22 protein-coding genes are annotated in these 24,240 nt (G+C 70.1%); 3 read left to right on the top strand and 19 right to left on the bottom strand.

Features of this window, described 5'->3' with window-relative positions; translation table 11 throughout:
- Positions 1 to 79: 79 nt before the first annotated feature.
- The 18 genes from POF73_RS09395 to POF73_RS09310 form a co-directional block, all read right to left on the bottom strand.
- A complete protein-coding gene (locus POF73_RS09395) occupies positions 80 to 1,465 on the bottom strand; it encodes an aspartate aminotransferase family protein (protein ID WP_272114086.1) in 1,386 nt (461 codons plus the stop codon).
- Complete coding sequence (gene dxs / locus POF73_RS09390; protein ID WP_272114085.1) at positions 1,462 to 3,453, bottom strand: 1-deoxy-D-xylulose-5-phosphate synthase; 1,992 nt, start codon at positions 3,451 to 3,453, stop codon at positions 1,462 to 1,464. Before dxs ends, POF73_RS09395 begins: the two co-directional genes overlap by 4 nt.
- Positions 3,454 to 3,484: 31 nt before the next feature.
- The gene (gene ispG, locus POF73_RS09385) at positions 3,485 to 4,660 is read right to left on the bottom strand and encodes a flavodoxin-dependent (E)-4-hydroxy-3-methylbut-2-enyl-diphosphate synthase (protein ID WP_272114084.1); all 1,176 of its coding nucleotides are present in this window, start codon (positions 4,658 to 4,660) and stop codon (positions 3,485 to 3,487) included.
- Between the two features lie 4 nt (positions 4,661 to 4,664).
- Complete coding sequence (gene hpnH / locus POF73_RS09380; RefSeq protein ID WP_272114083.1) at positions 4,665 to 5,687, bottom strand: adenosyl-hopene transferase HpnH; 1,023 nt, start codon at positions 5,685 to 5,687, stop codon at positions 4,665 to 4,667.
- Positions 5,688 to 5,692: 5 nt separating this feature from the next.
- Positions 5,693 to 6,334 (bottom strand): 5'-methylthioadenosine/S-adenosylhomocysteine nucleosidase family protein, encoded by a 642-nt coding sequence (locus tag POF73_RS09375; RefSeq protein WP_272114082.1) that lies wholly within the window; start codon positions 6,332 to 6,334, stop codon positions 5,693 to 5,695.
- The gene (shc, locus tag POF73_RS09370) at positions 6,334 to 8,367 is read right to left on the bottom strand and encodes a squalene--hopene cyclase (RefSeq protein ID WP_272114081.1); all 2,034 of its coding nucleotides are present in this window, start codon (positions 8,365 to 8,367) and stop codon (positions 6,334 to 6,336) included. The genes POF73_RS09375 and shc overlap by 1 nt, the downstream gene beginning before the upstream one ends.
- Before the next feature lie 140 nt (positions 8,368 to 8,507).
- Positions 8,508 to 9,644, bottom strand: a complete 1,137-nt coding sequence (locus tag POF73_RS09365) for a polyprenyl synthetase family protein (RefSeq protein WP_272114080.1) — start codon at positions 9,642 to 9,644, stop codon at positions 8,508 to 8,510.
- Complete coding sequence (gene hpnE, locus POF73_RS09360; RefSeq protein ID WP_272114079.1) at positions 9,644 to 11,071, bottom strand: hydroxysqualene dehydroxylase HpnE; 1,428 nt, start codon at positions 11,069 to 11,071, stop codon at positions 9,644 to 9,646. The genes POF73_RS09365 and hpnE overlap by 1 nt, the downstream gene beginning before the upstream one ends.
- Complete coding sequence (locus POF73_RS09355; protein WP_272114078.1) at positions 11,068 to 11,211, bottom strand: DUF6380 family protein; 144 nt, start codon at positions 11,209 to 11,211, stop codon at positions 11,068 to 11,070. Before POF73_RS09355 ends, hpnE begins: the two co-directional genes overlap by 4 nt.
- On the bottom strand, positions 11,211 to 12,161 hold the full coding sequence (gene hpnD, locus POF73_RS09350) for a presqualene diphosphate synthase HpnD (RefSeq protein ID WP_272114077.1): 951 nt from the start codon (positions 12,159 to 12,161) through the stop codon (positions 11,211 to 11,213). Before hpnD ends, POF73_RS09355 begins: the two co-directional genes overlap by 1 nt.
- Positions 12,158 to 13,057 (bottom strand): squalene synthase HpnC, encoded by a 900-nt coding sequence (gene hpnC, locus POF73_RS09345; RefSeq protein WP_272114076.1) that lies wholly within the window; start codon positions 13,055 to 13,057, stop codon positions 12,158 to 12,160. The genes hpnD and hpnC overlap by 4 nt, the downstream gene beginning before the upstream one ends.
- A gap of 390 nt (positions 13,058 to 13,447) precedes the next feature.
- Positions 13,448 to 14,227, bottom strand: coding sequence for an ABC transporter ATP-binding protein (locus POF73_RS09340; protein WP_272114075.1), 780 nt, complete (start codon positions 14,225 to 14,227; stop codon positions 13,448 to 13,450).
- Entirely contained in the window at positions 14,220 to 15,149 is a 930-nt protein-coding gene (locus tag POF73_RS09335; protein ID WP_272114074.1) for an ABC transporter permease, read from the bottom strand. The genes POF73_RS09340 and POF73_RS09335 overlap by 8 nt, the downstream gene beginning before the upstream one ends.
- A 96-nt stretch (positions 15,150 to 15,245) precedes the next feature.
- Positions 15,246 to 16,118: a glycosyltransferase family 2 protein gene (locus POF73_RS09330; protein WP_272114217.1), complete on the bottom strand. Its 873-nt coding sequence runs from the start codon at positions 16,116 to 16,118 to the stop codon at positions 15,246 to 15,248.
- A 5-nt stretch (positions 16,119 to 16,123) separates the two neighbouring features.
- Entirely contained in the window at positions 16,124 to 16,903 is a 780-nt protein-coding gene (locus tag POF73_RS09325) for a CDP-alcohol phosphatidyltransferase family protein (RefSeq protein WP_272114073.1), read from the bottom strand.
- Entirely contained in the window at positions 16,881 to 17,942 is a 1,062-nt protein-coding gene (locus POF73_RS09320; RefSeq protein WP_272114072.1) for an iron-containing alcohol dehydrogenase family protein, read from the bottom strand. Before POF73_RS09320 ends, POF73_RS09325 begins: the two co-directional genes overlap by 23 nt.
- Complete coding sequence (locus tag POF73_RS09315) at positions 17,930 to 18,682, bottom strand: phosphocholine cytidylyltransferase family protein (RefSeq protein WP_272114071.1); 753 nt, start codon at positions 18,680 to 18,682, stop codon at positions 17,930 to 17,932. The genes POF73_RS09320 and POF73_RS09315 overlap by 13 nt, the downstream gene beginning before the upstream one ends.
- On the bottom strand, positions 18,679 to 20,496 hold the full coding sequence (locus POF73_RS09310) for a DUF5941 domain-containing protein (RefSeq protein ID WP_272114070.1): 1,818 nt from the start codon (positions 20,494 to 20,496) through the stop codon (positions 18,679 to 18,681). The genes POF73_RS09315 and POF73_RS09310 overlap by 4 nt, the downstream gene beginning before the upstream one ends.
- A gap of 280 nt (positions 20,497 to 20,776) precedes the next feature.
- Between POF73_RS09310 and galE the strand changes: the two genes are divergently transcribed.
- The 3 genes from galE (at position 20,777) to idi (ending at position 23,666) form a co-directional block, all read left to right on the top strand.
- A complete protein-coding gene (gene galE / locus POF73_RS09305; RefSeq protein WP_272114069.1) occupies positions 20,777 to 21,760 on the top strand; it encodes a UDP-glucose 4-epimerase GalE in 984 nt (327 codons plus the stop codon).
- 157 nt (positions 21,761 to 21,917) lie between these two features.
- Positions 21,918 to 22,859 carry a cation diffusion facilitator family transporter gene (locus tag POF73_RS09300; protein WP_272114068.1) on the top strand — a complete coding sequence of 314 codons (942 nt, stop codon included), beginning with the start codon at positions 21,918 to 21,920 and terminating at the stop codon, positions 22,857 to 22,859.
- A gap of 213 nt (positions 22,860 to 23,072) precedes the next feature.
- A complete protein-coding gene (gene idi, locus POF73_RS09295) occupies positions 23,073 to 23,666 on the top strand; it encodes an isopentenyl-diphosphate Delta-isomerase (protein WP_272114067.1) in 594 nt (197 codons plus the stop codon).
- 4 nt (positions 23,667 to 23,670) lie between these two features.
- Here the strand turns inward: idi and POF73_RS09290 are convergent, their stop codons facing one another.
- Positions 23,671 to 24,180 carry an ATP-binding protein gene (locus POF73_RS09290; RefSeq protein ID WP_272114216.1) on the bottom strand — a complete coding sequence of 170 codons (510 nt, stop codon included), beginning with the start codon at positions 24,178 to 24,180 and terminating at the stop codon, positions 23,671 to 23,673.
- Positions 24,181 to 24,240 lie beyond the last annotated feature (60 nt).

Raw genomic sequence — 24,240 nt, 5'->3', positions numbered from 1 at the left:
GCCTTGCCTCTGCGGCAAATTTCTTGCCTGAAAGGCAAAAGCCCGCCGACAGGCCGCGCGGGCCGCGCTCACACCGCGTCTAGCGGTTGGCGACCGCCTGCTTGATCAGCGTCTTCCCGAAGTCCCACATCAGCCCGCCGCCGCTGTGCGCGTCGTCCATCACCTCCGTGAAGGCGTCGACGAACCGGTCCACCTCCCGCTCGCCGATGATCAGCGGTGGGATCAGCTTGATCACTTCCAGGTGGTCCCCGGAGACCTGGGTGAGGATGCGGTGCCGTTGCAGCAGCGGTACGACGACCATCTGGGCGAACAGGCCCTTGCGCGCGGCCTGCAGCATGGTCCATCGGCTGCGCAGGCCCAGCGACTTGGGCCGGCCGAACTCGATGCCGATCATCAACCCCCGGCCGCGGACATCGGCGAGCAGTTCGTACTTGTCGGTCAGCGCCGCGAGCCGGGACTTGAGCTGTTCCCCGGTCGCCCGCGCGTTCGCGACGATCTGTTCGTTCTCCATGACGGACAGGACCGCGAGCCCGGCCGCCATGGCCTGTGCGTTGGACCCGAAGCTCGCCGAGTGGACCAGCACGCGGTCCATGGACGAGTACACCTTCTTGAAGATCCAGTCCTTGCCGAGCGTGGCGCCCACCGGCACATAGCCCCCGGAGAGCGCCTTGGCCACGCACACCAGGTCCGGCTCGACGCCGTCCTCGTGCTGGTAGGCGTAGAAGTCCCCGGTCCGGCCCAGCCCGGTCTGCACCTCGTCGGCGATGAGCAGTGCCTTGTGCCGGTGCAGCAGCTCCTGGGCGGCCCGGAGATGGCCGGGCGGGGCCTCGTGCACACCCTTGCCCTGGATCGGCTCGACGATCAGCGCGGCGACGTCGCCCTTCTTCAGCTCCCGCGCCAGGGCGTCGAGATCGCCGAGCGGTACGGCCGTGTCGGGCAGCAGCGGGGCGAATCCGTCCCGGAAGCCGGACTCGCCGTTGACGGACAGGGAGCCGGTGGTCAGCCCGTGGAAGGCGTGGTCGCAGTACAGGATCCTCGGCTTCCCGGTGACGAACCGCGCGAACTTCAGCGCGGTCTCCACCGCCTCCGTACCGCTGTTGCCGAAGAACACCCGGTCCAGGTGCGGGCTGTGGGCGAGCAGCCGCTCCGCCAGCAGCCCGGGCAGCGGCTGGCAGTCGAAGCGGGTCAGGTCGGCGAGCCGGGCGTCGAGGACGTCGTGCAGCGCCTTGCGGACGACGGGGTGGTGGCGCCCCAGGCCCATCACCCCGAACCCGGCGAGCATGTCCAGGTAGTCGTCGCCGTCCGCGTCCCAGAAGTACGCGCCCTCGGCCCGCTCGTAGACCCTGTCGAAGCCGATGGTGTGCAGCATGCGCGGGAGCTGGTGGTTCAGGTACTTCGTGTGCAGCTCGTAGCGCTCGGCTCCACGCTCGGCGAGGAGTCTGCCGAGGTCGAACTCGGTGGTCATTCAGCTTTCTCCTTGACTGGCACGACGGTACGACCGTCATGGCTGCCGTCGGCGCGCTCGGGCACGGCCCTGCGCTCCTCGGCCCGCTCCGGGCCGGCGACCAGCCTGTCCTCAGCCTCCTTGAGGGCGAGGCTCGCGCTGATCCGGCCGGCGACCTCGACGGGCGTGAGCCCGATGTCGGCCAGCACCTCGCCCCGCTTGGCGTGCGCGAGGAACTGCTCCGGGATGCCGAACCGCCGTACCGGCACATCGACGTCGGCGTCGCTCAGCGCCAGCGCCACGGCGGCGCCCACCCCGGACGAGCGGCTGTTGTCCTCGACGACGGCCGCCAGCCGGTGCTGTGCGGCGAGGGGCGCGAGCGCGGGGTCGACGGGCTTGACCCAGCGCGGGTCGACGACGGTGCAGGTGATGCCGCGTGCTTCCAGCAACTCGGCCGCCTGGAGGCAGACCGGGGCCATCACGCCGACGGAGACCAGGAGGACGTCCGCCTCCTGCGCCGACCGGTGCAGCACGTCCAGCCCGCCCACCCGGTCGACCGCCGGGATCGACGGCCCGACCGACTCCTTCGGGAACCGCACGAGGGTGGGCGCGTCGTCGCAGGCCACGGCCTCGCGCAGCTGCGCTCTGAGCTGGTCGGCGTCGCGTGGCGCGGCGATCCTGAGGCCGGGGACGACCTGGAGGATCGACATGTCCCACATGCCGTTGTGGGAGGGCCCGTCGGCGCCCGTGACGCCGGCCCGGTCGAGCACGAACGTCACGCCGCACCGGTGCAGCGCGACGTCCATCAGCAACTGGTCGAAGGCACGGTTCAGGAACGTGGCGTACACGGCGACCACCGGATGCAGCCCGCCCGTCGCGAGCCCCGCCGCCGACACGGCCGCGTGCTGCTCGGCGATCCCGACGTCCCAGACGCGGTCCGGGAACCGCTCCGCGAACTTGCCGAGGCCGACCGGGTGCAGCATGGCCGCCGTGATCGCCACGACGTCCTCCCGCTCCTCCCCGATCCGCACGATCTCGTCGCCGAACACCGAGGTCCAGGACGGCCCGTTGGACGGCGCCAGCGGCTCACAGGTCAGCGGGTCCATCACACCGACGGTGTGGAAGTGGTCCTCCTCGTGGGCGAGGGCGGGTTCATAGCCGCGCCCCTTCTCCGTGAGGCAGTGGATCAGCACGGGCCCGTGGAAGCGTTTCGCACGCCTGAGCGCGGACTCGACGGCCCCGATGTCATGTCCGTCGATCGGGCCGACGTACTTCAGACCCAGGTCCTCGAACATGCCCTGCGGCGCGAAGGCGTCCTTGAAGCCCTTCTTCGCGCCGTGCAGGGACTCGTAGATCGTGTTGCCCACCAGCGGGGTCCGCAGCAGTACGTCCTTGCCCCAGGCCAGGACCCGCTCGTAGCTGTCGGTCGTGCGCAGCGTGGCCAGATGGTTGGCGAGCCCTCCGATGGTCGGCGCGTACGACCGTTCGTTGTCGTTGACGACGATGATCAGTGGCCGGTCCTTGGCGGCGGCGATGTTGTTCAGCGCCTCCCAGGCCATCCCGCCGGTCAGCGCCCCGTCGCCGATCACCGCGACGACGTGTCCCTTCTCCCCCTGCACCTGGCGGGCCTTGGCGAGGCCGTCGGCCCAGCCGAGCGCGGTGGAGGCGTGGCTGTTCTCTACGACGTCGTGCTCGGACTCCTCGCGCGAGGGATATCCGGACAGGCCGCCCTTGCCGCGCAGCTTGGAGAAGTCCTGACGTCCCGTCAACAGCTTGTGCACGTAGCTCTGGTGACCGGTGTCCCAGACGATGCGGTCGACCGGCGACTCGAAGACCCGGTGGAGCGCGATGGAGAGTTCCACCACCCCCAGGTTGGGCCCGAGATGTCCGCCGGTCCTGGCGACCGCGTGCACCAGGAACTCCCTGATCTCGTCGGACAGTTCACCGAGTTCCGCCTCGGACAGCGCCTTCAGGTCGCGTGGTCCCCGGATGCTCTCCAGAATCGTCACGCTCGGGCCCCCTCTCGGTCCGTGCCTCGCTTCAACTCACCGTCACTGCCGGTTTCCCCGTGCCGGTGGGGGCGCCCGATGCGGCCCCGTCCTGCTCCATCTGCTCGGCGATCTTCATCGCCTCTTCGATCAGCGTCTCGACGATCTTGGACTCGGGAACGGTCTTGATGACCTCGCCCTTGACGAAGATCTGCCCCTTGCCGTTGCCGGAGGCGACCCCCAGGTCCGCCTCCCGCGCCTCGCCGGGACCGTTGACCACACAGCCCATGACGGCTACCCGCAACGGCACTTCCATGCCGTCCAAGCCGGCGGTGACTTCGTCGGCCAGCTTGTAGACGTCGACCTGTGCACGCCCGCACGACGGGCAGGAGACGATCTCCAACCGCCGCTGCCTGAGGTTCAGCGACTCCAGGATCTGGATGCCGACCTTGACCTCCTCGGCGGGCGGCGCGCTCAGGGACACCCGGATCGTGTCGCCGATCCCCCGCGACAGCAGCGCGCCGAAGGCGACGGCCGACTTGATCGTGCCCTGGAACGCGGGCCCGGCCTCGGTCACCCCGAGGTGGAGGGGATAGTCGCACTGCTCGGCGAGCAGCTGGTAGGCGTTGACCATCACCACGGGGTCGTTGTGCTTCACCGAGATCTTGATGTCCCGGAAGTCGTGCTCCTCGAAGAGCGACGCCTCCCACAAGGCGCTCTCCACCAGTGCCTCCGGCGTCGCCTTGCCGTACTTCTGCAGCAGCCGCTTGTCCAGCGAGCCCGCGTTGACGCCGATCCGGATCGGCGTGCCGTGGTCCTTGGCGGCCCGCGCGATCTCCTTCACCTTGTCGTCGAACTGCTTGATGTTGCCGGGATTGACGCGTACGGCCGCACAGCCCGCCTCGATCGCGGCGAACACGTACTTCGGCTGGAAGTGGATGTCCGCGATCACCGGGATCTGCGACTTCCGGGCGATCGTCGCGAGCGCGTCCGCGTCGTCCTGCGTCGGACAGGCCACGCGCACGATCTGGCAGCCGGAGGCCGTGAGCTCGGCGATCTGCTGCAGGGTGGCGCCGATGTCCGACGTACGGGTCGTCGTCATCGACTGCACCGACACCGGGGCACCGCCCCCGACCGCCACCGGACCGACCTGGATCCGCCGCGACACACGTCGCTCGGCGATCGGCCGGAGTGGTACCTCGGGAACGCCCAAGGGGATGGCGGTCATGGTGTCACTCCCGGTTTCCGGAGACCGTCTCGCGCATGGCGCGCAGCGACTCCTTGAGCGAGCCCATGGTGGCGAGGACGGCGGTGGGCTCGTAGCCGCAGTGCGCCATGCAGTTGGCGCAGCGCGGGTCCTTGCCGCGGCCGTACTTGTCCCAGTCGGTGTCCTCGATCAGCTCCCGGTACGTCGGGACGTACCCGTCGCTCATCAGGTAGCAGGGGCGCTGCCAGCCGAACAGCGAGTAGTTCGGGATCGCCCACGCGGTGCACGGGAAGTCGACCTTGCCCTCCAGGAAGTCCAGGAAGAGCGGCGAGTGGTTGAGCCGCCAGCGGCGCCGGTTGCCGCCCGCGAAGGCCTTCTTGAACAGCTCGCGGGTCTGCTCGACGCCCAGGAAGTGCTCCTGGTCGGGGGCCTTCTCGTAGGCGTAGGCGGGCGAGATCATCATCTCGTCGACCTTGAGATCGTCGTTGAGGTAGTTCAGGACCTCGACGATCGTCTGCGGGGTGTCGGTGTTGAAGAAGGTGGAGTTGGTGGTGACGCGGAAGCCGCGCCGCTGGGCCTCCTTGATGGCCTCCACGGCCTCGTCGAACACGCCCTCCTTCGCCACGGACTCGTCGTGCCGCTCGCGCAGGCCGTCGATGTGCACGGCGAAGGCGAAGTAGGGAGAGGGCTTGAACTTGTCGATCTTCTTGCGGAGGAGCATGGCGTTGGTGCACAGGAAGACGTACTTCCGCTTGGCCACGAGCTGTCGCACGATCTCGTCGATCTGCGGGTGCATCAGCGGCTCACCGCCGGCGATGGACACCATCGGCGCGCCGGATTCGAGCACCGCTCCCACGGCCTGCGCGACGGGCATCCGCTGCTTGAGAACACCTGCCGGGTGCTGGATCTTGCCGCAGCCCTCGCACTTCAGATTGCAGGCGAAGAGCGGTTCCAGCTCGACGATGAGCGGAAACTTGTCCCGCCTGCGGAGCTTCTGTTCGGCCAAGTAAGTAGCGACCTTGATGGACTGACGCAGCGGCATGGCCATCTGGCTCACCTCCTGGGGAGCAGCAAAGAACGGTGCCATTCGTAGAAAGCAGGCAGAACGGTACGAAGGACGCGGAAGGCTGATATTCCACCGCGCAACGTGCCGATCCGGACGAGTTCATGTTCTGGAGCGTCCACGACCACCCGGACGGCCGCAACCGGGCGCTCGCCGGTTCGTACGGCGCTCAGAAGCGTGGCCGCCGATTCCATGTCGACCGCGATTGCGCCGGTTGCGAGAAGATCGGACCGTTCCTGACCTCGGATGACATGATCGGAGCCGGTGAGCGGTCCGGTGTGGACGGTGCGGCCGGGAACGGCTCGCACGAGCTCTTTGACGAGTAGGTCGGTCCCTACGCACGGAATGGTTCCCGCCGGATCCCGGGTCTCCTCGGCGACGACCAGATCGCCGGGGTGCATACCGGGGGCGAGCCCCGCGCAGAAGCCGGTGGCGAGCACGGCGGCCCCATCGAGCGCCGGGTCGGCCAGGACACGGGTGACGGAGCGTTCGGCCGCCCGGGGCCCCATGCCGGTACGGAGCACGGTGACCGGCCCGCCGGCACCGCCGCGGTCGCTCGTGCGCAGGGCGAGCTGCTCGATGCCGAGCGCGCAGGCGATCAGCAGCGGGGCCGGGGCGGGCTGTGGGCTCATCAGCTCCCCTTGGCCTCGGCGAGCGGTTTCCCGGACTCCCCGCTCTGCCCGGGCTTCTCGGCGAAGGGCTCGCCGTGGACGTACCGGCCGAGCGCGGTGAGCGGGAAGACCTGCCGGTAGAGGTGGTAATTGATCGAGAAGTCCCAGGGGAACCCGGTGCCGGTGAAGTACGGCTCGTCCCAGGAGCCGTCCGCCAGCTGGGTGGCCGCCAGCCACTCGATTCCGCGTTCGACGGCCTTGGAGTCCTTCTCGCCCGCCGCCAGCAGCGCCATCAGCGCCCACGCGGTCTGCGAGGCGGTCGAGGCGCCCTTGCCGCTCCACTCCTTGACGTACTTGTACGAGCGCAGGTCCTCGCCCCAGCCGCCGTCGTCGTTCTGGACGGACTCCAACCAGGTGACGGCGCGGCGAATCGCCGGGTGCGAGCCCGGGAATCCGGCGGCCACGAGAGCGGGTACGACGGAACCGGTGCCGTAGACGTAGTTCACGCCCCAGCGCCCGAACCACGACCCGTCCGGTTCCTGCTCGGCGAGCAGCCAGCGAATGCCGCGCCGGGTCCGCGGGTCGTGGGCGAGGCCCTCGACCGCGAGCATCTCGACGACGTGCGCGGTGACGTCCGCGGACGGCGGGTCGATGACCTCGCCGAAGTCGCAGAACGGCAGCCGGTTGGGGAAGGGGCTGGTGTTGTCGACGTCGAAGGCGCCCCACGCCCCGTTCCGCGACTGCATGCCGAGGTTCCAGCGCACGCCGCGCCCGATCGCCCTCTCCACCCGCTGCGGGTCGTGGTGTCTGACCCGGCGCAGCGCGAGGACCACCTCGGCGGTGTCGTCGATGTCGGGGTAGTTGTCGTTGTGGAACTCGAACGCCCAGCCGCCCGGCGGCAGTTGGGGCCGCTTGACCGCCCAGTCGCCGGGCCGCACGATCTCCTCGCCCAGCATCCAGTCCGCGGCCTTCACCAGCTGCGGATGATCGGCGGGCACGCCCGCGTCCACGAGCGCGATGGTCGCCAGGCAGGTGTCCCAGACCGGCGACTGGCAGGCCTCGATCATCCGGGCGCCGTCCTCGCGCCAGACGGCGAAACGGTCCAGCGACGCCAGCCCCTCGCGCATCACCGGGTGTTCGAGGTCGTAGCCGAGCAGTCGCAGCGCGATGATCGAGTACACCGCCGGCGGCTGGATGCCGCCCCAGCAGCCGTCGTTCTCCTGCCGCTCGATGATCCAGCGGGCGGCACTGTTCATGGCCGCCTTGCGCAGCCGGCGCGGGGCGACCTTGCGCAATTGGTGCAGCGCCTTGTCGAGCCGCTGGAAGGCACCGTCCCAACTCGCCGCCGGAGCAAGGGGCTTGGGCGGGTTGGGGTTCGCCGGGTCGGTGTGCAGTTCGTCGAGCGGGAAGGGCGCGGGCCGTACCGGGCGCTTGGCGGAGACGATCGTCAGCGGGACGATGGTCTGCCGGGCCCAGCAGCCGAAGTCGTAGATGTTGAGCGGGACCCACTTGGGGAAGTAGATGAGCTCCGGCGGGAGTTCGGGCAGGTCCTCCCACTTCCACCAGCCGAACAGGGCCAGCCAGATCCGGGTGAAGACCCGGGCGGCGGCGATGCCGCCCTGCTCACGGATCCAGGCCGAGGCCCTGGCCATGTGAGGGGCGTCCGGCGCGTCACCGGCCAGGCGGAGGGCGACGTAGGCTTCGATGGTGGCGGAGAGTTCGCCGGGCGCACCGTAGAAGGTGCCCCAGGTGCCGTCCTCGCGCTGCTCTCCGCGGATGAAGAGCGCGGCGGCCGTCGTGGTCCTCTCGTCCCGGATCCCGAGGAACTGACGGAGCAGCAGGTCCTCGGCGTCCATCGTGACGTTCGTTTCGAGGTCGCCCTTCCACCAGCCCTGGGCGTCCTGCTTCGCCAGCAGGAAGTCGGTGGCGCGCCGTACCGCGCGCACGGCGGCGTCGTGTACCCCGGCCGCCACAGGGGTCTCACTGTCGGTGTCGCTGGCCGCGGCTGCCCGGGGCGGCAGTGCCCCGGTGCTTCCGTCGGTCGTCGCTGTCATGGCTTCCCCTTCGTGCAGTGCTACAGGCTGTGCGTCTGCTGTGGGTCCGCCGTCGGCCGGTGCGCTGTGTCCAGCTGCACCGGCCGGCGACTACGCGAGGGCTATTCGACCGATACTGATCATCTCTTTTCGCCCGGTGATCATCTCTTTCGTACGACGACGAAGTCGGCCAGCGCCGTGAACTGCGCCCGCACCCGCTCGGGCATGTCGACGGCATCGAGTGCCTCGACGGCGACGGTGTGCTGTCGGCGTGCCTCCTCGGCGGTCCACTCCCGGCCGCCCGCCTCCTCGATGAGGGCTGCGCGGGCCGCGAACTCCTCCTCGGAGAAGTTTTCGAAGTCGCTGCTCTTGGCGTCGGCTGCGAGGATCTCGCCGAGCCGCTCGGAGGCGGGGCCGCCCGCCGCGAGCGCGGCCACGACCGGCAGGGACTTCTTGCGCTGGCGCAGATCGCTCCAGGTCTGCTTGCCGGTGGAGACCGGGTCGCCCCAGATGCCGAGCAGGTCGTCGACGGCCTGGAAGGCGAGGCCCAGGTGGTAGCCGTACCTCTCCAGGGTGTCGGCGGTGCGGTCGTCCGCACCGGCCAGCACCGCGCCGATGGAGCTGGCGCAGGCGATCAGGGCGCCGGTCTTGTTGCCCTCCATCTCCAGGCACTCCTCGACACTGACGCGGTCGCGGTGCTCGTAGGAGATGTCCTGCGCCTGCCCGTCGATGAGGGCGCGGGTGGCGGTGGTCAGACGGCGGGTGGCTCGCCCCGCCTCGACGGTGCCGAGCTCCAGCAGCAGCTCGTTGGCCAGCGCGAACATGGCGTCGCCGACGAGGATGGCCTGGGCGGGGCCGTGCACCTTCCAGACCGTGTCGCGGTGCCGGCGCTGCTCGTCGCCGTCCATCAGGTCGTCGTGCAGCAGGGAGAAGTTGTGAACCAGTTCGACGGCCACGGCGCCGGGGATGCCGACCTCGGGCGCGGCACCGGTGACCTCGGCGGAGAGCACGGCGAGGGCGGGGCGTACGGCCTTGCCGCCGTCGCCCGCCGTGGGGTTGCCGTCGGCGTCGATCCAGCCGAAGTGGTAGGCGGAAACGGTGTCCATGGGAGGGGCCAGGCGATCGACGGCCGCCCGCAGTACCGGTGTGGCCAGGGTCCTACCGCGCTCCAGGAGCGCGGCCACGTCCACCGCGGTCTCTTGGGCGGCCTTCGAGGCCGGGGGCACAGTGGGCACAGTCTCTCCTCTTGTTGCGGTACCGGGGGTGCGGGGGCCTGCCGCCGTGCGCTCGTTCAGCATCACGCCGCCTCCTCGACGTTGAAGAGGTGGCTGGGGCGGGGCCGGCCCAGGGCGCCCAGCGCGGCGCCGGCCGCACTCACGCCACTGCGGACCGCACTCTCCATGGTCGCGGGCCACCCTGTGGCGGTCCACGCTCCGGCCAGATAGAGACCGGGGGCCTTGGTACGGGCGCCGGGCCGCAGCCGTCCGACGCCGGGGGTGGGAGCGAAGGTCGCGGTGCGCTCCCTGGTCACGAAGAAGTCCTGCACCTGCGCACCGCGCGTCGCGGGCAACAGCCGCTCCAGCTCGGGCAGATACCGCTCGCGCAGCGCGGCGACGGGCTCGTCGATCTCGTCCTGTGCGGCCGACTGGGACAGGGCGAGGTACTGGCCGCCGCGGAGCCCGGAGGCCTCGGTGCGGTCGAACACCCACTGGACCGGGGTGCCGAGGGCCGCGAAGAACGGCCTGGTGAGCACCTTGCGGTCGTAGACGACATGGACGTTGAGGATCGGCGCGGTGCCGATCTCCAGCAGGTTCTCCGGTGCGTCGAGGGCGCCCTCGGGCAGCAGGTCGTACGCCTCGCGCTGGGCGACGGCGAGCACGACGGTGTCCACCCGGAGCGTCTCGCCGGGAACCTGGACGCTCCAACGTCCGTTCTCGTCAGAGGAGATGGAGGTGACGCGTGTACGGACCTCGATACGAACGCCCGCCGAGTCGAGCGCCTTGCGGGCCAGCCGGTCATGCAGATCGCCCAGCGGGACGTGCGCCCAGCCGATGTCGGCCGCGCCCGGGTCGGACAGCAGACCGGTCTTGAACACCATCGCGGCGAGCCCCAGTGAGGCGTCGCCCGCGACCGCGTTGAGGGTGGCGACCCCGACCAGGTCCCACAGGGCCTCGACGGCACGCGCCGACTGACCGTGCGCGGCCAGCCAGCCGCCGAAGTCCTGGGCGTCCAGGGTCGGATCGGCGAGGTCGAGCCCCTTGAGCGCGAGCGCGGCCCGCCCGACCTTGGCGCGCTCGGCCAGTGACAGATGCGGATAGGTCGCCAGGCTCCGGCCCAGGTGCAGGGGTACGGGCAGCGCGTCGCGCCGCAGCCTGCCGAGCCGCCGTCCCTCGGGCTTGTCGACGTCGAGTACGGGCACGTCGAGACGATCCTGCAGCGGCGCCAGCGCCGTTCCCTCGATGCGGTCGAGGAACCAGCGGTAGGCGGTGCAGCAGCGCAGGTACACGTGCTGTCCGTTGTCGACGGTGAGGTCGCCGCGCTGGAAGGAGAAGGCCAGGCCGCCCAGCCTCGGCCGGCCCTCGATCAGGGTGACGCGTACTCCGGCGTCTGCGAGCGCCAGCGCGGCGGTGATGCCGGCGAGCCCACCGCCGACCACGACGGCGTCCCTCCCCGGGCGTTGCGGGAGGTCCGCGAGCGGCCCTTGCGGCCGCGTGCCGTCGGTCATCGTGCACCCTCCCCTGCGCGACCGCTGTACCGGTGCTCGAACACCGGACGGCCGGTCGTCTCAGTCAGGGACGCCGCCCGGCAGCGGAGGGTTGCCCGCCGCTTTTCGCCGGTGGCATCACCTTGGACCGGGATGTCCATCAGGCGCGCCTCCTGACGGTCCGTCGGGTCACATGCCGGGCGTCCAGACCGGACAGGCCGCGCACGGCGACGTACGCCTTCTCGCGTCCGGGCAGGGAGACCCGGCCGCGCAGCACGGCCTCGGGGTCGCGCTCGATGCGGTCGAGGAGACGGCGGTAGATGCCGGCCATGGCGGCGACACAGGCGCCGCTGCGCCGGTCGAGCATGGGGAGCAGCCGGTAGCCCTCGGCGAAAAGGGCGCGGGCCCGACGCACTTCGAAGTGCACGAGGCCCGCGAAGTCGGAGCCCTCCGGTGGTGTCGGCCCGCTGAAGCCGGCCGAGCAGCCGAACTTGGCGAGGTCGTCGGAGGGCAGATAGGTGCGCCCGCCCTCGCCGTCCTCGCGAACGTCCCGCAGGATGTTGGTGAGTTGCAGTGCGAGCCCGAGGGTGTCGGCGTACTCCGAGGCACGCTCGACGCCGCGCGCTCCGGGTTCCGTGCCGAACACGCCGAGCGAGAGCCGCCCGATGGCGCCCGCGACACAGCGGCAGTAGACCTTCAGGTCGTCCCAGGTCTCGTACGTCTCGCCGCGCACGTCCATCAGGACGCCGTCGATGAGTTCGTCGAGGCCGCCGAGCGGGATCGGGAAGACGTCGGCGGCGTGGGCGAGGGCGACGGCCACGGGGTCGGTGTCGTCCTCGTCGACCGCACGGTCGCGGATCCGGGTCAGCAGCTCCCGGGTGTCCTCAAGTCTGGCCACCTTGACGTCGCCGGTCAGGGCGCCGTCGCCGATGTCGTCGACGCGGCGCGAGAACGCGTAGAGCGCCGACATCGCGCGGCGCTTGGACGTCGGCAGCAGTCGGATGCCGTAGGCGAAGTTACGGGCCTGCTGTCCGGTGACGGCCTCGCAGTAGCTGTAGGCGGCGAGTACCGGTGCGGACACGTGTGGTGCAGACTCCACGGCCCGGATCACCCCTCTCCTCGCAGAGTCACGCCCACCTCACGCAGCAGCTGCAGCTTGCCGGCCTTGGGCGGGCCTGGAAGTACGTCGTATTCGGCGGCGGCGATCGCACGGATTGCCGCCCTTCCCCCCGCCACGAACCCCGCGAGCAGCAGCCTGAGCCTGCCGTGGACGCTACCCACCAGCGGGGTGCCTTCATTCAGGAGGTTCTGGGCACGTTCGGCTTCGTATGCAACCAGTGCGCGCACCGATGCGCCTGCCGTTTTTACCGCGAGATCGGTTTCCTCGACGTGGAAACGCTTCATGTCCGCTGCGGGCAGATAGATCCGGTCACGGCCGAGGTCCTCGGCGATGTCCTGAATGTGCTCGACGATCTGCAGCGCCGTGCACACCGCGTCGGAGCGGCGGATCCGCTCGGGCGTCGCCGTGCCGGTGACGGCGAGGACGAGACGGCCGACGGGGTTGGCGGACAGTTCGCAGTAGGCAAGGAGGTCGTCGTAGGTCTCGTACCGCCCGACGAGCTGGTCCTGGCGGTTGGCGGCGATCAGACCGAGGAAGGGCTCGGGGGTCAGCGCGCGGCGGCGGACGGTCGGCTGCAGGCGGCGCAGCAGGGGGTGGCGCGGGGTGCCGTCGAAGACCCGGCGCAGGTCGGCCTCGAAGGCGTCGAGCAGAACCAGCCGATCCTCGGCGTCCGCGGCCGACACGCCGAGCAGACGGGCGTCGGCACCACCGGGGGCGAGATCGCCGTCGCCGATGTCGTCGACGAGGCGGGCGAAGCCGTACACGGCCATGAGGTCGGTGCGCCAGGCCCTGGGCAGGAAGAAAGGCGCCACGGGGAAGTTCTCCGCAGCGGCCTTGTCGAGGGTGCCGCGCTCCGGATCACCGGCGCGCGGGCGGGTTGCCGTCACCGTGGACTGCCCGGGGCGGGGACGGCACAGGCTGCTGCGTTGAGCTGGGGAGTTTCCGTAGCCATTGCCGTCACATCTCCCGTTCTACACCGACGACCCAATGCACACTATTTCGGACACGCCGCCCGGCCGTCCGCGCCGCAGCCCGGAGAGAGGGGTGTCGCGCCTTATCGCCCCACTTGCCGTGTTTCGGTACCGGTACAGCTTACGTTGTACAACGGGGCGAGGCTCGTGGGGGTGTCCTGCACATCACAACAACACACCGATTGGCGTCAAGATTCCTGCGACCAGCCGGAGTTGACGTTTCCTTTGCAGACGCGGGCCCCGCCGGAGCAGTTCCGGCGGGGCCCGGGGAAGCCTTCTGGGCCACACGGCCCATGTCCGGGTGGACTACTTGCCCGTGAACTTCTCGTACTCCTTGAGGACCTCGTCCGTAGGCCCGTCCATCCGCAGCTCGCCGCGTTCCAGCCACAGGACGCGGTCGCAGGTGTCCCGGATCGACTTGTTGTTGTGGCTGACCAGGAACACCGTGCCCGCTTCCTTGCGCAGCTCGCGGATGCGTTCCTCGGAGCGCTTCTGGAACTTGCGGTCGCCGGTGGCCAGCGCCTCGTCGATCATCAGGACGTCGTGGTCCTTGGCCGCGGCGATGGAGAAGCGCAGCCGGGCCGCCATGCCGGAGGAGTAGGTGCGCATGGGCAGGGTGATGAAGTCGCCCTTCTCGTTGATGCCGGAGAAGTCGACGATGTCCTGGTAGCGCTCCTTGATCTGCTCACGGGACATGCCCATGGCGAGACCGCCCAATATGACGTTGCGCTCGCCGGTGAGGTCGTTCATCAGGGCCGCGTTCACACCGAGCAGGGAGGGCTGGCCGTCGGTGTAGACCTTGCCCTTCTCCGGCGGGAGCAGGCCTGCGATGGCGCGCAGCAGGGTGGACTTGCCGGAGCCGTTGGAGCCGATGAGCCCGATGGCCTCGCCGCGGTAGGCGACGAAGGAGACGCCGCGCACGGCGTGCACCTTGCGCACACCCCTCTCCTCGCCGCGCTTGAGGATGCGGCTCAGCGCCGCGGTGGCACTGCCCTTGCCGGTCTTGGCGCCGTTGACGCGGTAGACGATGTGCAGCTCGTCGGCGATGACGGTGGGGATGCGGGCATCCGTGATCTGCTCAGCCACGGCCGTACCTCTCTTCCGCCTTCCAGAAGTAGACGAAGCCGCCCACGGCGAACAGCACGGCCCAGCCGAGCGCGGCCGCCCAGACGTGGTGGGGGAGGTTGTCACGGCCGTAGCCGTCGATGAGCGCGAAGCGCATCAGATCCATGTAGATGGCCGCCGGGTTCCACTGCAGCACGGTCGACACCCACTGCGGCTTGTCGGCCAGCATGATCGGGATGGAGAACATCACGCCGGACGCGTACATCCACGTACGCATCACGAAGGGCATCAGCTGGGCCAGGTCCGGGGTCTTGGCACCCGCACGGGCCATGATCAGGGCGAGGCCGGTGTTGAACAGGAACTGAAGGGCCAGCGCCGGGAGGATCAGCACCCAGCTCGGTTTCGGGTAGCTGCCGAAGCCGATCGCCACGGCGAACAGCACGATCATCGAGAACAGCAGCTGCTGGAGCTGCTGGAGCGCGAAGGAGATCGGCAGTGAGGCGCGCGGGAAGTGCAGGGCCCGGACCAGGCCGAGGTTGCCGGAGATCGCGCGGACGCCGGCCATCACCGAGCTCTGGGTGAAGGTGAACACGAACACGCCCGTGACCAGGAACGGGATGTACACCTCGCGGGTCATGCCCCGGTTGGCCTTCAGGATCAGGCCGAAGATGAAGAAGTACACGGCCGCGTTCAGCAGCGGGGTAGCCACCTGCCACAGCTGGCCGAGCTTCGCCTGGCTGTACTGGGCGGTCAGCTTCGCCCGCGAGAACGCGAGGATGAAGTGCCGCCGGTCCCAGAGCTGGCGGATGTACTCGAACAGCGAGGGCCGGGCGCCGCTCACGGACAGCCCGTACTTGGCGGCCAGCTGGCCCGCCGTGAGTCCCTCGTCGGGCGACGGAGGTGCGCTCACCGCGACTGAACCGTCGTGCGTTGTCTCACTCACCAGTTGAAACTTTCGTCTTCGAGATGCGCAGCCTGTGCCGGCCTGGCATGTACCTGGGGCCGGGTTACGGCCCTGTGGCTCTCAGGGTCGAGCTTGTCAGATGACCGGAGGTCGGCCCAGTCGAGTCAGCCGCCACACCGTACGCCACTTCATGGGCCTGCGGGGACCGCACGGAGTGGTCCAGCCTTCCCGGAATCCACCGAACCATGCCCTGAGGGCGGAGCGGGAGGGGCGGCGGACGAGGGTGAGCAGCAGCCAGACGCCCAGATAGACCGGGACGAGGGGGGCGGGGAGGTTGCGGCGGGCGAGCCAGACGCGGTTGCGGGCGACCATGCGGTGGTAGACCGCGTGCCGCGAGGGTGCGGTCGTCGGGTGGTACAGCACCATGTCGGACCGGTAGTCGATCATCCAGCCCGCGTCGAGGGCCCGCCATGCCAGGTCGGTTTCCTCATGGGCGTAGAAAAATTCGTCCGGGAGCCCGCCGACTTCGGCGAAGACCTGGGTGCGCACGGCGTTGGCGCCGCCGAGGAAGGTGGTGACCCGGGAGGAGCGCATCGGGTCGGAGGCGCGCAGCCGGGGGACGTGGCGGCGCTGGGTGACCCCGGTGTCGGGGTCGGCGATGCGGAAGCTGATGATGCCGAGCTTCGGGTCGGCCGCGAAGGCTTCGCGGCACAGCTCGGCGGTGTCGTGCTGGGCGAGGAGGCCGTCGTCGTCGAGGAAGAGCAATATGTCGACGTCACGGCCGCTGGGGCCGAAGGCCTCGATGCCGGCGTTGCGGCCGCCGGGGATGCCGAGGTTCTCGGGCAGCTCGATGGTGCGGACGCACTCGGGGACGTCCGGGACCGGGGAGCCGTTGCCGACCACGACGACCTCGACGCGGTCGCCGTCCTGCTTGGCGACCGAGTCGAGGAGGGCGCGCAGCTCGTCGGGGCGGTTGCCCATGGTGATGATGACCGCGCCGACCTTCATGCCGTTCACTTCAGCCTGCTCGAAGCGAGGATGGACACGAGGTGCAGCACGGTCTGGAGCATCGCGATGCCCGCCAGCACCGCGACGCCGAGCCGGGAGAAGAACAGGTCGCCGCGGATCTGGTCGGCGATCGCCAGCACCAGGATCAGCAGCGAGGCCTCGATGCCGAGGATCAGCCGGTGGAACTTGAGCATGGCGGCGGCCTTGCGGGCCAGCGCCATGCCGGAGGAGCGCATCTCGGAGGCGGCCTCCTTGACCGGCGGCAGACCGTTCTGATGGCGTGCGACACCGACGAGGTCGGTCTCGGCCTTGATCAGGATGGCGCCGAGTGCGGCCAGGGTGCCGAGGAAGGCCCAGAGCCAGTCGATACGGCCGCTGCCCCACAGGTCGGCGGCGCGCAGGCCGAAGCCGACGAGCACGGCGGCGTCGGTGAGGTAGGCGCCGACGCGGTCCAGGTAGACGCCGCCCAGCGAGTACTGCTTGCGCCAGCGGGCGATCTCGCCGTCGACGCAGTCCAGCAGCAGGTACATCTGGACGCACACCACGCCGAGCACGGCGCCCGCGATCCCCGGCACCAGAAGTGCCGGGGCCGCGAGTACACCGAAGACGGTCATCAGGTACGTGAGCTGGTTGGGCGTGACCCTGGTGTTCACCAGGTAGCGGTCGACCCGCAGGGACACCTCACGCATGTAGAGGCGTCCCATCCAGTGCTCACCGCTGCGCCGGTCCTTCACCCCCGCGGGGTGAACGACGGGGCGGAGTTCAGCTACCGATGGCCTTGACATAGTCGGCGTAGATGTCCTTGATCTGGTCGGTTGTCAGGTCGAGGTGTTCGAGGATCGTGTAGCGGCCGGGCCGGGTCTGCGGAGCGAACTCGACGGCGCGGACGAACTCGTCCACCGTGAAGCCGATCTCCTCCGGCAGTACCGGCAGCCCGTGCCGACGCAGCACCTCGGCCATGTAGGCCGACTCCTCGTGGGCTCCGCGCAGGTACATCGCGAAGGCCGCGCCCAGTCCGCACTGCTCTCCGTGCGCGGCCGCGCGCTTGGGGAACAGCAGGTCGAAGGCGTGGTTGATCTCGTGGCAGGCGCCGGAGGACGGGCGGGAGTCGCCCGAGACCGACATGGCGATACCGCTGAGCACCAGGGCCTCGGCGAGTACCTGGAGGAAGTCGGTGTCCCCTATACCGCCGGGGTGCCTGAGTACCGCCTCGCCGGCCTGGCGGGCGATCGCGGCGGCGAGGCCGTCGATCTTCTCGCCGTTGACGCGGTTGGCGAGCTCCCAGTCCGCGATCGCGGAGATGTTGGAGATCGCGTCGCCGATGCCCGCGCGCACGAAACGCGCCGGGGCGTCGCGGATGACGTCCAGGTCGATGACGACCGCGATCGGGGTCGGCACACCGTACGAGCCACGGCCCGCATCGTTGTCGAGGGTGGCGACCGGCGAGCACAGGCCGTCGTGCGCGAGGTTCGTCGGTACGGCGACCAGCGGCAGGCCGACACGCGCCGCGGCGAACTTGGCGCAGTCAATGATCTTGCCGCCACCGAGCCCGACGACCGCGTCGTAGTGGCCGGCCTTTATGTCACTGGCCAGCCGAATCGCGTCGTCGAGGGTGCCGCCGCCGACCTCGTACCAGCTGGCGCCGGGCAGGGCCGGAGCGAGTCGCTCCTTCAGCCGTGCGCCGGAACCGTTGCTGACGGCGACGGCCAGCTTCCCGGAGTGCGAGATGCGCTCGTCGGCGAGCACACAGGCCAGGTCGTCCAGGGCACCCGGGCGGATGTCGACGACGACCGGCGAGGGGATGAGCCGGGTCAGTACTGGCACGCGATCTCCCGTCCGCGGGCGAGATCGTCGTGGTTGTCGATCTCGACCCACTTGACGTCGCCGATCGGCGCCACGTCGATGCGGAAGCCGCGGTTCACGAGCTCCTGGTAACCGTGCTCGTAGAACTGCTGCGGGTCGGTCTCCCACACCGTCTTCAGCGCGTCGGCCAGCTCGGGGGCGGCGTCGCCCTCGATGAGGGTGACGCCGATGTACTCGCCGGTGGCCTCGGCGGGGTCCATCAGCTTGGTGATCTTCGTCATGCCCTTCTCGGGGTCGACGACGACCTTCATCTCCTCGTCGGCCAGGCTCTTCACCGTGTCCAGGGCGAGGATGATCTTCTTGCCGTCGCCGCGGGCGGCGAGCAGCGTCTTCTCGACGGAGACCGGGTGGACGGTGTCGCCGTTGGCGAGGATCACGCCGTCCTTGAGGGCGTCACGGCCGCACCACAGGGAGTAGGCGTTGTTCCACTCCTCGGCCTTGTCGTTGTCGATGAGGGTGAGCTTGAGGCCGTACTTCGCCTCCAGCGCCGCCTTGCGCTCGTACACCGCTTCCTTGCGGTAGCCGACGATGATGGCGACCTCGGTCAGACCGATCTCGGCGAAGTTGGCGAGGGTGAGGTCGAGAACCGTGGGCTCGCCTTCTATACCCGCAGGCCCCACCGGCACCAGAGCCTTGGGAAGGCTGTCGGTGTAGGGGCGCAGACGCCGTCCGGCGCCGGCCGCCAGCACGAGGCCGATCATGCGGGTTCTCCTTCATCGTGTACGGCGGGTGCGCCGCCCTTGTGAGCGGACACCCAGAAGCGGATGCTCTCGACGAGCACCACGAGGGCCACGGCCACGGCGAGGGCCGTGAGTGCGACCTGGAACTGCGATGCGGTGAGCGCGGCGGCCAGGACGGTGACGAGCAGCGTCCGCCCCTCGTGCCCCCCGACGGCGCGCACCAGCCAGGCCGGTGGCGCTCCGGCGTTGCCGCGGATGCGGTACACCGTGTCGTAGTGATGGTAGGCGACCGCCGCCACCAGGCCGAAAGCCGCAGGAAGTGCTCCGTTCACCCCGGCTTCAACCGCGAGCGCGAGGACGGTGCAGTATTCGGCCGCCCGGAAGAACGGCGGCACCAGCCAGTCGAGCGCGCCCTTGAGCGGGCGGGCGACGGCGAAGCCCGAGGTCAGGGCGTATACGAGCGCGGCGACGACCGGCCAGGGCCCGCCGAAGTCGGTGAGTGCGGCCGCGGCGACGACCGCGACGCCGCCGAGCAGGGCCACGGCGGGGACGGCGAAGCCGGGCAGGCGTCGCGCCGGGTTCCTGAGCGCCTCGGCGAGGCCCTGCGCGAGCGGCCCGGAGTCCGCGAGATCGGTCAGCGCCTGCGCGGCCCGGTCGGTGCGGTGGGCCTTGCGGGTCAGGGAGCGCAGCACACGGCCGGCGGTGGTGTAGGTGGCGGCGAAGGCGCAGCCGATGAGCAGCGCGTAGAAGGTGATACGGGGGGTCGTGGCCGCCGTGAGGATCGCGATCATCGCCCAGCGCTCGCCGATCGGCAGCACGATCATCCGGCGCACCCACACCGTCCAGCCGACGCTGTCGAGCTTGTCGGAGAGGGCGGCCGTGGGGCTGGTGTTGGCGGTGGCGTCGTGGTTGGCCTCGTTGAAGGAGAAGTCCACGACGTGCCGGCAGGTCTGCAGGACCATCGCGCCGAGGGCGAGGGCCCAGACGTCGTCGCCGCCGCGTGCCGCGCCGAGGGCGAGTCCGGCGTAGTAGGCGTACTCCTTGGCCCGGTCGAAGGTGGCGTCGAGCCAGGCGCCGAGCGTGGAGTACTGCAGGGAGTAGCGGGCAAGCTGGCCGTCGGTGCAGTCCAGGACGAACGAGAAGATCAGCAGCACGCCGGCCGCGACGAACCCGCCCCGGGTGCCGGTGGCCGCGCAGCCCGCCGCGATGAGGGCGGTGATCAGCGAGGCGGTGGTGACCTGGTTGGGGGTCAGGCCGCGACGGGCGCACCAGCGGGCGATGTAGCGGGAGTAGGGGCTGATGAAGTGGGTCGTGAAGAAGCCGTCGCGGGCCTTCACGGCCGACTTCAGGCGTACGGCCTCGTCGTCGACGGCGGCGACGGCCTGCCGCGCCTCGTTGCGGGCCTGCGGGTCGGCCGGGACGGCGGCGACCAGGCTGCCGAGCTCGGGGCGGTGCACGTCGGTGCCGTCGTCGTCGAGGGCGGTGACGACGCGGTCGGCGAGGCTGTCGACGGCGACCGCAGTACCGCCGCCCGCGGAGGTCTCGCGGGCCATCGCGCGGGTCAGGGCCTTGCGGCCGGCCGGCTGGGCCGTCACGGCGCCCGGGATCGCGGCGAGCGGGAAGCGGGGGTCGGTGAGGCCGAGGCGCAGCGCGTGCAGGTGGCCGACGAAGCGGGCGTCGACCAGGGCGACGCGCTGGTCACCGGGCACCTGGGCGAGGAGCGTCTCGGCGTCGGCCGGGTCGGCGGCGACCCGCACGTCGTAGCCGAGGGACCGCAGATCGCCCTCGATCGACGATCCGGGCACCGGCTGACCGGTGAGGATGGCGGTCGACAACCGAACTCACTCCCTGGGTGCCGGCATGTCCGCGCCGGTCATGTACGTGGGTGGCGGCGCCCGTCGGCGGTGGCGGCCGGGCGGCGTGTCGGCAGAGGCTATCGGACGTACGGAAGCCGACGTTCACCACCCGTTTGGCGGGGCGATCAACGCGGTTTGCCCAGAGCAATGCCGCGATCATCATCGGGGATTCGGGGCCCCGCCCACAAACTCGTACTCACAGACGGGACATCGGGGACATTGGTTCCACCGCAGGTCCCCCGGCATAGGGTGGGCGACCATGACATGGCTGATCACCGGCGGAGCCGGCTACATCGGGGCACATGTGGCGCGGGCCATGACCGACGCCGGGGAGCGGGTCCTCGTACTGGACGACCTCTCGGCCGGACATCCGGCGCGGCTTCCGGCGGACGTGCCGCTCGTCGAGGGTTCCTCGCTGGACGGTGACCTGCTGAAGCGGGTGCTGGCCGAGCATGCGGTGTCGGGTGTGGTGCATCTCGCGGCGCGCAAGCAGGTCGGTGAGTCCGTGGCGCAGCCCACGCGCTACTACCAGGAGAACGTGGGCGGTCTCGCGACGCTGCTGGAGGCGGTCGCGGAGGCCGGGGTCGGGCGGTTCGTGTTCTCGTCGTCCGCCGCCGTCTACGGCAACCCCGATGTGGATCTCATCACGGAGGACACCGCGTGCGCGCCGGTGAACCCGTACGGCGAGACCAAGCTCGCCGGGGAGTGGCTGGTGCGGGCGGCGGGCCGGGCACACGGCATCTCCACCGTATGTCTGCGCTATTTCAACGTCGCGGGCGCCGCCGCGCCCGAGCTGGCCGACACGGGCGTCTTCAACATCGTCCCGATGGTCTTCGACCGGCTCACCCGCGACGAGGCCCCGCGGATCTTCGGCGACGACCATCCGACGGCGGACGGCACCTGTGTCCGTGACTACATCCATGTCGCCGACCTCGCCGAGGCGCATCTCGCGGCGGCGCGGCGGCTGACCGCGGCGGACGCGCAGGGTGACCCGAGCGGCGATCTGACGGTCAACATCGGTCGCGGCGAGGGCGTCTCCGTGCGCGAGCTGATCACGGTCATCGGTGAGATCACCGGCGACCGGCGCCCCGCGGTCGTCGAGCCCCGGCGCCCCGGCGACGCCCCGCGCGCGGTCGCCTCGGCCGTGCTGGCCGCCGAGGAACTCGGCTGGACGGCTCGGCGCGGGGTACCCGAGATGGTCGAGTCGGCGTGGCAGGGGTGGCTGCGGCACCGCGGGGCCTGATCATGCGCAGCGCCCTGACCTGCATATCGTTTCCGCAGGTCAGGGCACATGACAACGGTGTTCAGTGCCGCGTTGCCCGATACCCCCCGCCCGTAGTTCACTGTGATCCCGGACCGACATTCCGATCGTCTACGGACCGCAGAAGGGCGGCATTTCCATGGGGGCTGGGCACGATCACGGCCATGGGCACGCGCACGCGCCGACGACCGGAACGGCGGCGGCCGCGTACCGCGGGAGGCTACGGGTCGCTCTGTCGATCACTCTCGGCGTCATGGTGGTCGAGATCATCGGCGGTGTGGTCGCGGACTCGCTCGCCCTGATCGCCGACGCGGCGCACATGGCGACGGACGCGCTGGGCCTGGGCATGGCCCTGCTGGCGATCCACTTCGCGAACCGGCCGCCGAGCACGACGCGCACCTTCGGCTACGCCCGCGCGGAGATCCTCGCGGCCCTCGCCAACTGTCTGCTGCTGCTCGGCGTCGGCGGCTATGTGCTGTACGAGGCGATCCAGCGGTTCCTCACGCCCGCGGACACCGAGGGCGGCCTGATGATCGTGTTCGGTGCCATCGGCCTGGTAGCGAACATGATCTCGCTGACGCTGCTGATGCGGGGCCAGAAGGAGAGCCTCAACGTGCGCGGCGCCTTCCTTGAGGTTGCCGCGGACGCGCTGGGCTCGCTGGCGGTGCTGATCTCGGCGGTGGTGATCCTGACCACCGGCTGGCAGGCCGCCGACCCGATCGCCTCGCTGGTCATCGGCCTGATGATCGTGCCGCGCACCTTCAAGCTGCTGCGCGAGACCCTTGACGTACTGCTGGAGTCGGCACCCAAGGACGTCGACATGGCGCAGGTGCGGGCCCACATACTCGCCCTGGACGGTGTCGAGGACATCCATGACCTGCACGCCTGGACGATCACGTCCGGGATGCCGGTGCTGTCGGCCCATGTGGTGGTGCGCTCCGACGTCCTGAACGCGATCGGCCACGAGAAGATGCTGCACGAGCTCCAGGGATGCCTGGGCGACCACTTCGACGTGGAGCACTGCACCTTCCAGCTGGAGCCGGTCGGGCACGCCGAACACGAGGCCCGGCTCTGTCACTGAGGCCGAGAAGCGACTTCGGCACTGAAACAACCGTACGGTCCGATAAAACGTCAGTACGGGCGGAATGCAGCGATCCGGTGGTCGGTCGCGTCCTCATGCTCACAGCGCCCCCGCGGACGGTTCCGTGCCCGCCGCGCCGGGCACGATCAACTGCCGGGAGTGCCGGATTCGTACGGCACACTTGGGGCGCGAAGACCGATGCGAAGGATGGGTATGCCGATCACACCTGCGACCGCGACGCACAGTCCGTCGAACGGCGCCGCAGACGCGATTTTGCTGGAACTGGTCGACGAGAACGGTGTGACGATCGGCACCGCGGAGAAGCTCGCCGCCCATCAGCCGCCGGGGCAGCTGCACCGCGCGTTCTCCGTGTTCCTCTTCGACGAGCACGGTCGGCTGCTGCTCCAGCAGCGGGCGCTCGGCAAGTACCACTCCCCCGGCGTGTGGTCCAACACCTGCTGCGGACACCCCTACCCCGGTGAGGCCCCCTTCGCGGCCGCGGCCCGGCGCACCCACGAGGAGCTCGGTGTCTCCCCGTCGCTGCTCGCCGAAGCAGGCACCGTCCGCTACAACCACCCGGACCCGGACTCGGGTCTGGTGGAGCAGGAGTACAACCACCTCTTCGTCGGTTTGGTGCAGTCCCGGCCCCGGCCGGACACGGAGGAGGTCGGCGACACCGCCTTCGTGACCTCGGCCGAGCTGGCCGAGCGCCACGCGAAGGACACCTTCTCGTCCTGGTTCATGACCGTGCTCGACGCGGCCCGCCCCGCGATCAGGGAACTGACGGGCCCGTCGGCCGGCTGGTGAGGGCCTAGGGCACGCCCACGGGCTTGAGCGGGACGGCGGCCCAGATCACCTTGCCGCCGCTCGCCGTGTGCTCGACGTCGCAGACGCCGCCCGCCTCCCGCGTGACCTCGCGCACCAGGAGCAGGCCGCGGCCGCCGGTCTGGCCGTGGTCCGCCTCCAGGGCGGTCGGGCGGTAGGGGTGGTTGTCCTCCACCGACACCCGCAGCCACTCGGCTCCGACGGCGACCTCCACGGCGAGCATCGGCGACAGCAGCGCCGCATGCCGTACGGCGTTCGTGACCAGCTCCGAAACGATCAGCAGCAGTCCTTGGACGAGGTCGTCCGAGACCGGCACGCCCTGGCGGTACAGCAGGTCCCGGACGGCGTGCCGCGCCTGCGGGACCGAGGCTTCGACGGCGGGAGCGGTGAACCGCCAGACGCCTTCGTAAGGCAGTGGATTCGGCGGCCGCTGATCGAGTGGCTCGTCCGCGTCGCCTGCTGGGCGTGGGCCTGACCCGCGCCCATGGTTCTCCATCGTCCGGTCGCCACCCTCGCGCTCGATTGTCACCACATGTCGAGTGTTGGTAACGCGCAC

The organism is Streptomyces sp. HD, assembly GCF_028369295.1.
Lineage (GTDB): Bacteria > Actinomycetota > Actinomycetes > Streptomycetales > Streptomycetaceae > Streptomyces.
This window is presented reverse-complemented; position numbering and strand designations above follow the sequence as displayed.

What these genes read in the sequence shown, in the direction of transcription:
- POF73_RS09375 (WP_272114082.1), bottom strand. Translation starts at nt 6,334, where the DNA reads ATGAGCCCACAGCCCGCCCCGGCCCCGCTGCTGATCGCCTGCGCGCTC.
- POF73_RS09325 (WP_272114073.1), bottom strand. Translation starts at nt 16,903, where the DNA reads ATGTCAAGGCCATCGGTAGCTGAACTCCGCCCCGTCGTTCACCCCGCG.
- POF73_RS09300 (WP_272114068.1), top strand. Translation starts at nt 21,918, where the DNA reads ATGGGGGCTGGGCACGATCACGGCCATGGGCACGCGCACGCGCCGACG.
- POF73_RS09365 (WP_272114080.1), bottom strand. Translation starts at nt 9,644, where the DNA reads ATGCTGAACGAGCGCACGGCGGCAGGCCCCCGCACCCCCGGTACCGCA.
- POF73_RS09290 (WP_272114216.1), bottom strand. Translation starts at nt 24,180, where the DNA reads ATGGAGAACCATGGGCGCGGGTCAGGCCCACGCCCAGCAGGCGACGCG.
- idi (WP_272114067.1), top strand. Translation starts at nt 23,073, where the DNA reads ATGCCGATCACACCTGCGACCGCGACGCACAGTCCGTCGAACGGCGCC.
- POF73_RS09330 (WP_272114217.1), bottom strand. Translation starts at nt 16,118, where the DNA reads ATGAAGGTCGGCGCGGTCATCATCACCATGGGCAACCGCCCCGACGAG.
- POF73_RS09355 (WP_272114078.1), bottom strand. Translation starts at nt 11,211, where the DNA reads ATGGACATCCCGGTCCAAGGTGATGCCACCGGCGAAAAGCGGCGGGCA.
- hpnE (WP_272114079.1), bottom strand. Translation starts at nt 11,071, where the DNA reads ATGACCGACGGCACGCGGCCGCAAGGGCCGCTCGCGGACCTCCCGCAA.
- galE (WP_272114069.1), top strand. Translation starts at nt 20,777, where the DNA reads ATGACATGGCTGATCACCGGCGGAGCCGGCTACATCGGGGCACATGTG.
- shc (WP_272114081.1), bottom strand. Translation starts at nt 8,367, where the DNA reads ATGACAGCGACGACCGACGGAAGCACCGGGGCACTGCCGCCCCGGGCA.
- POF73_RS09395 (WP_272114086.1), bottom strand. Translation starts at nt 1,465, where the DNA reads ATGACCACCGAGTTCGACCTCGGCAGACTCCTCGCCGAGCGTGGAGCC.
- POF73_RS09315 (WP_272114071.1), bottom strand. Translation starts at nt 18,682, where the DNA reads ATGATCGGCCTCGTGCTGGCGGCCGGCGCCGGACGGCGTCTGCGCCCC.
- ispG (WP_272114084.1), bottom strand. Translation starts at nt 4,660, where the DNA reads ATGACCGCCATCCCCTTGGGCGTTCCCGAGGTACCACTCCGGCCGATC.
- hpnH (WP_272114083.1), bottom strand. Translation starts at nt 5,687, where the DNA reads ATGGCCATGCCGCTGCGTCAGTCCATCAAGGTCGCTACTTACTTGGCC.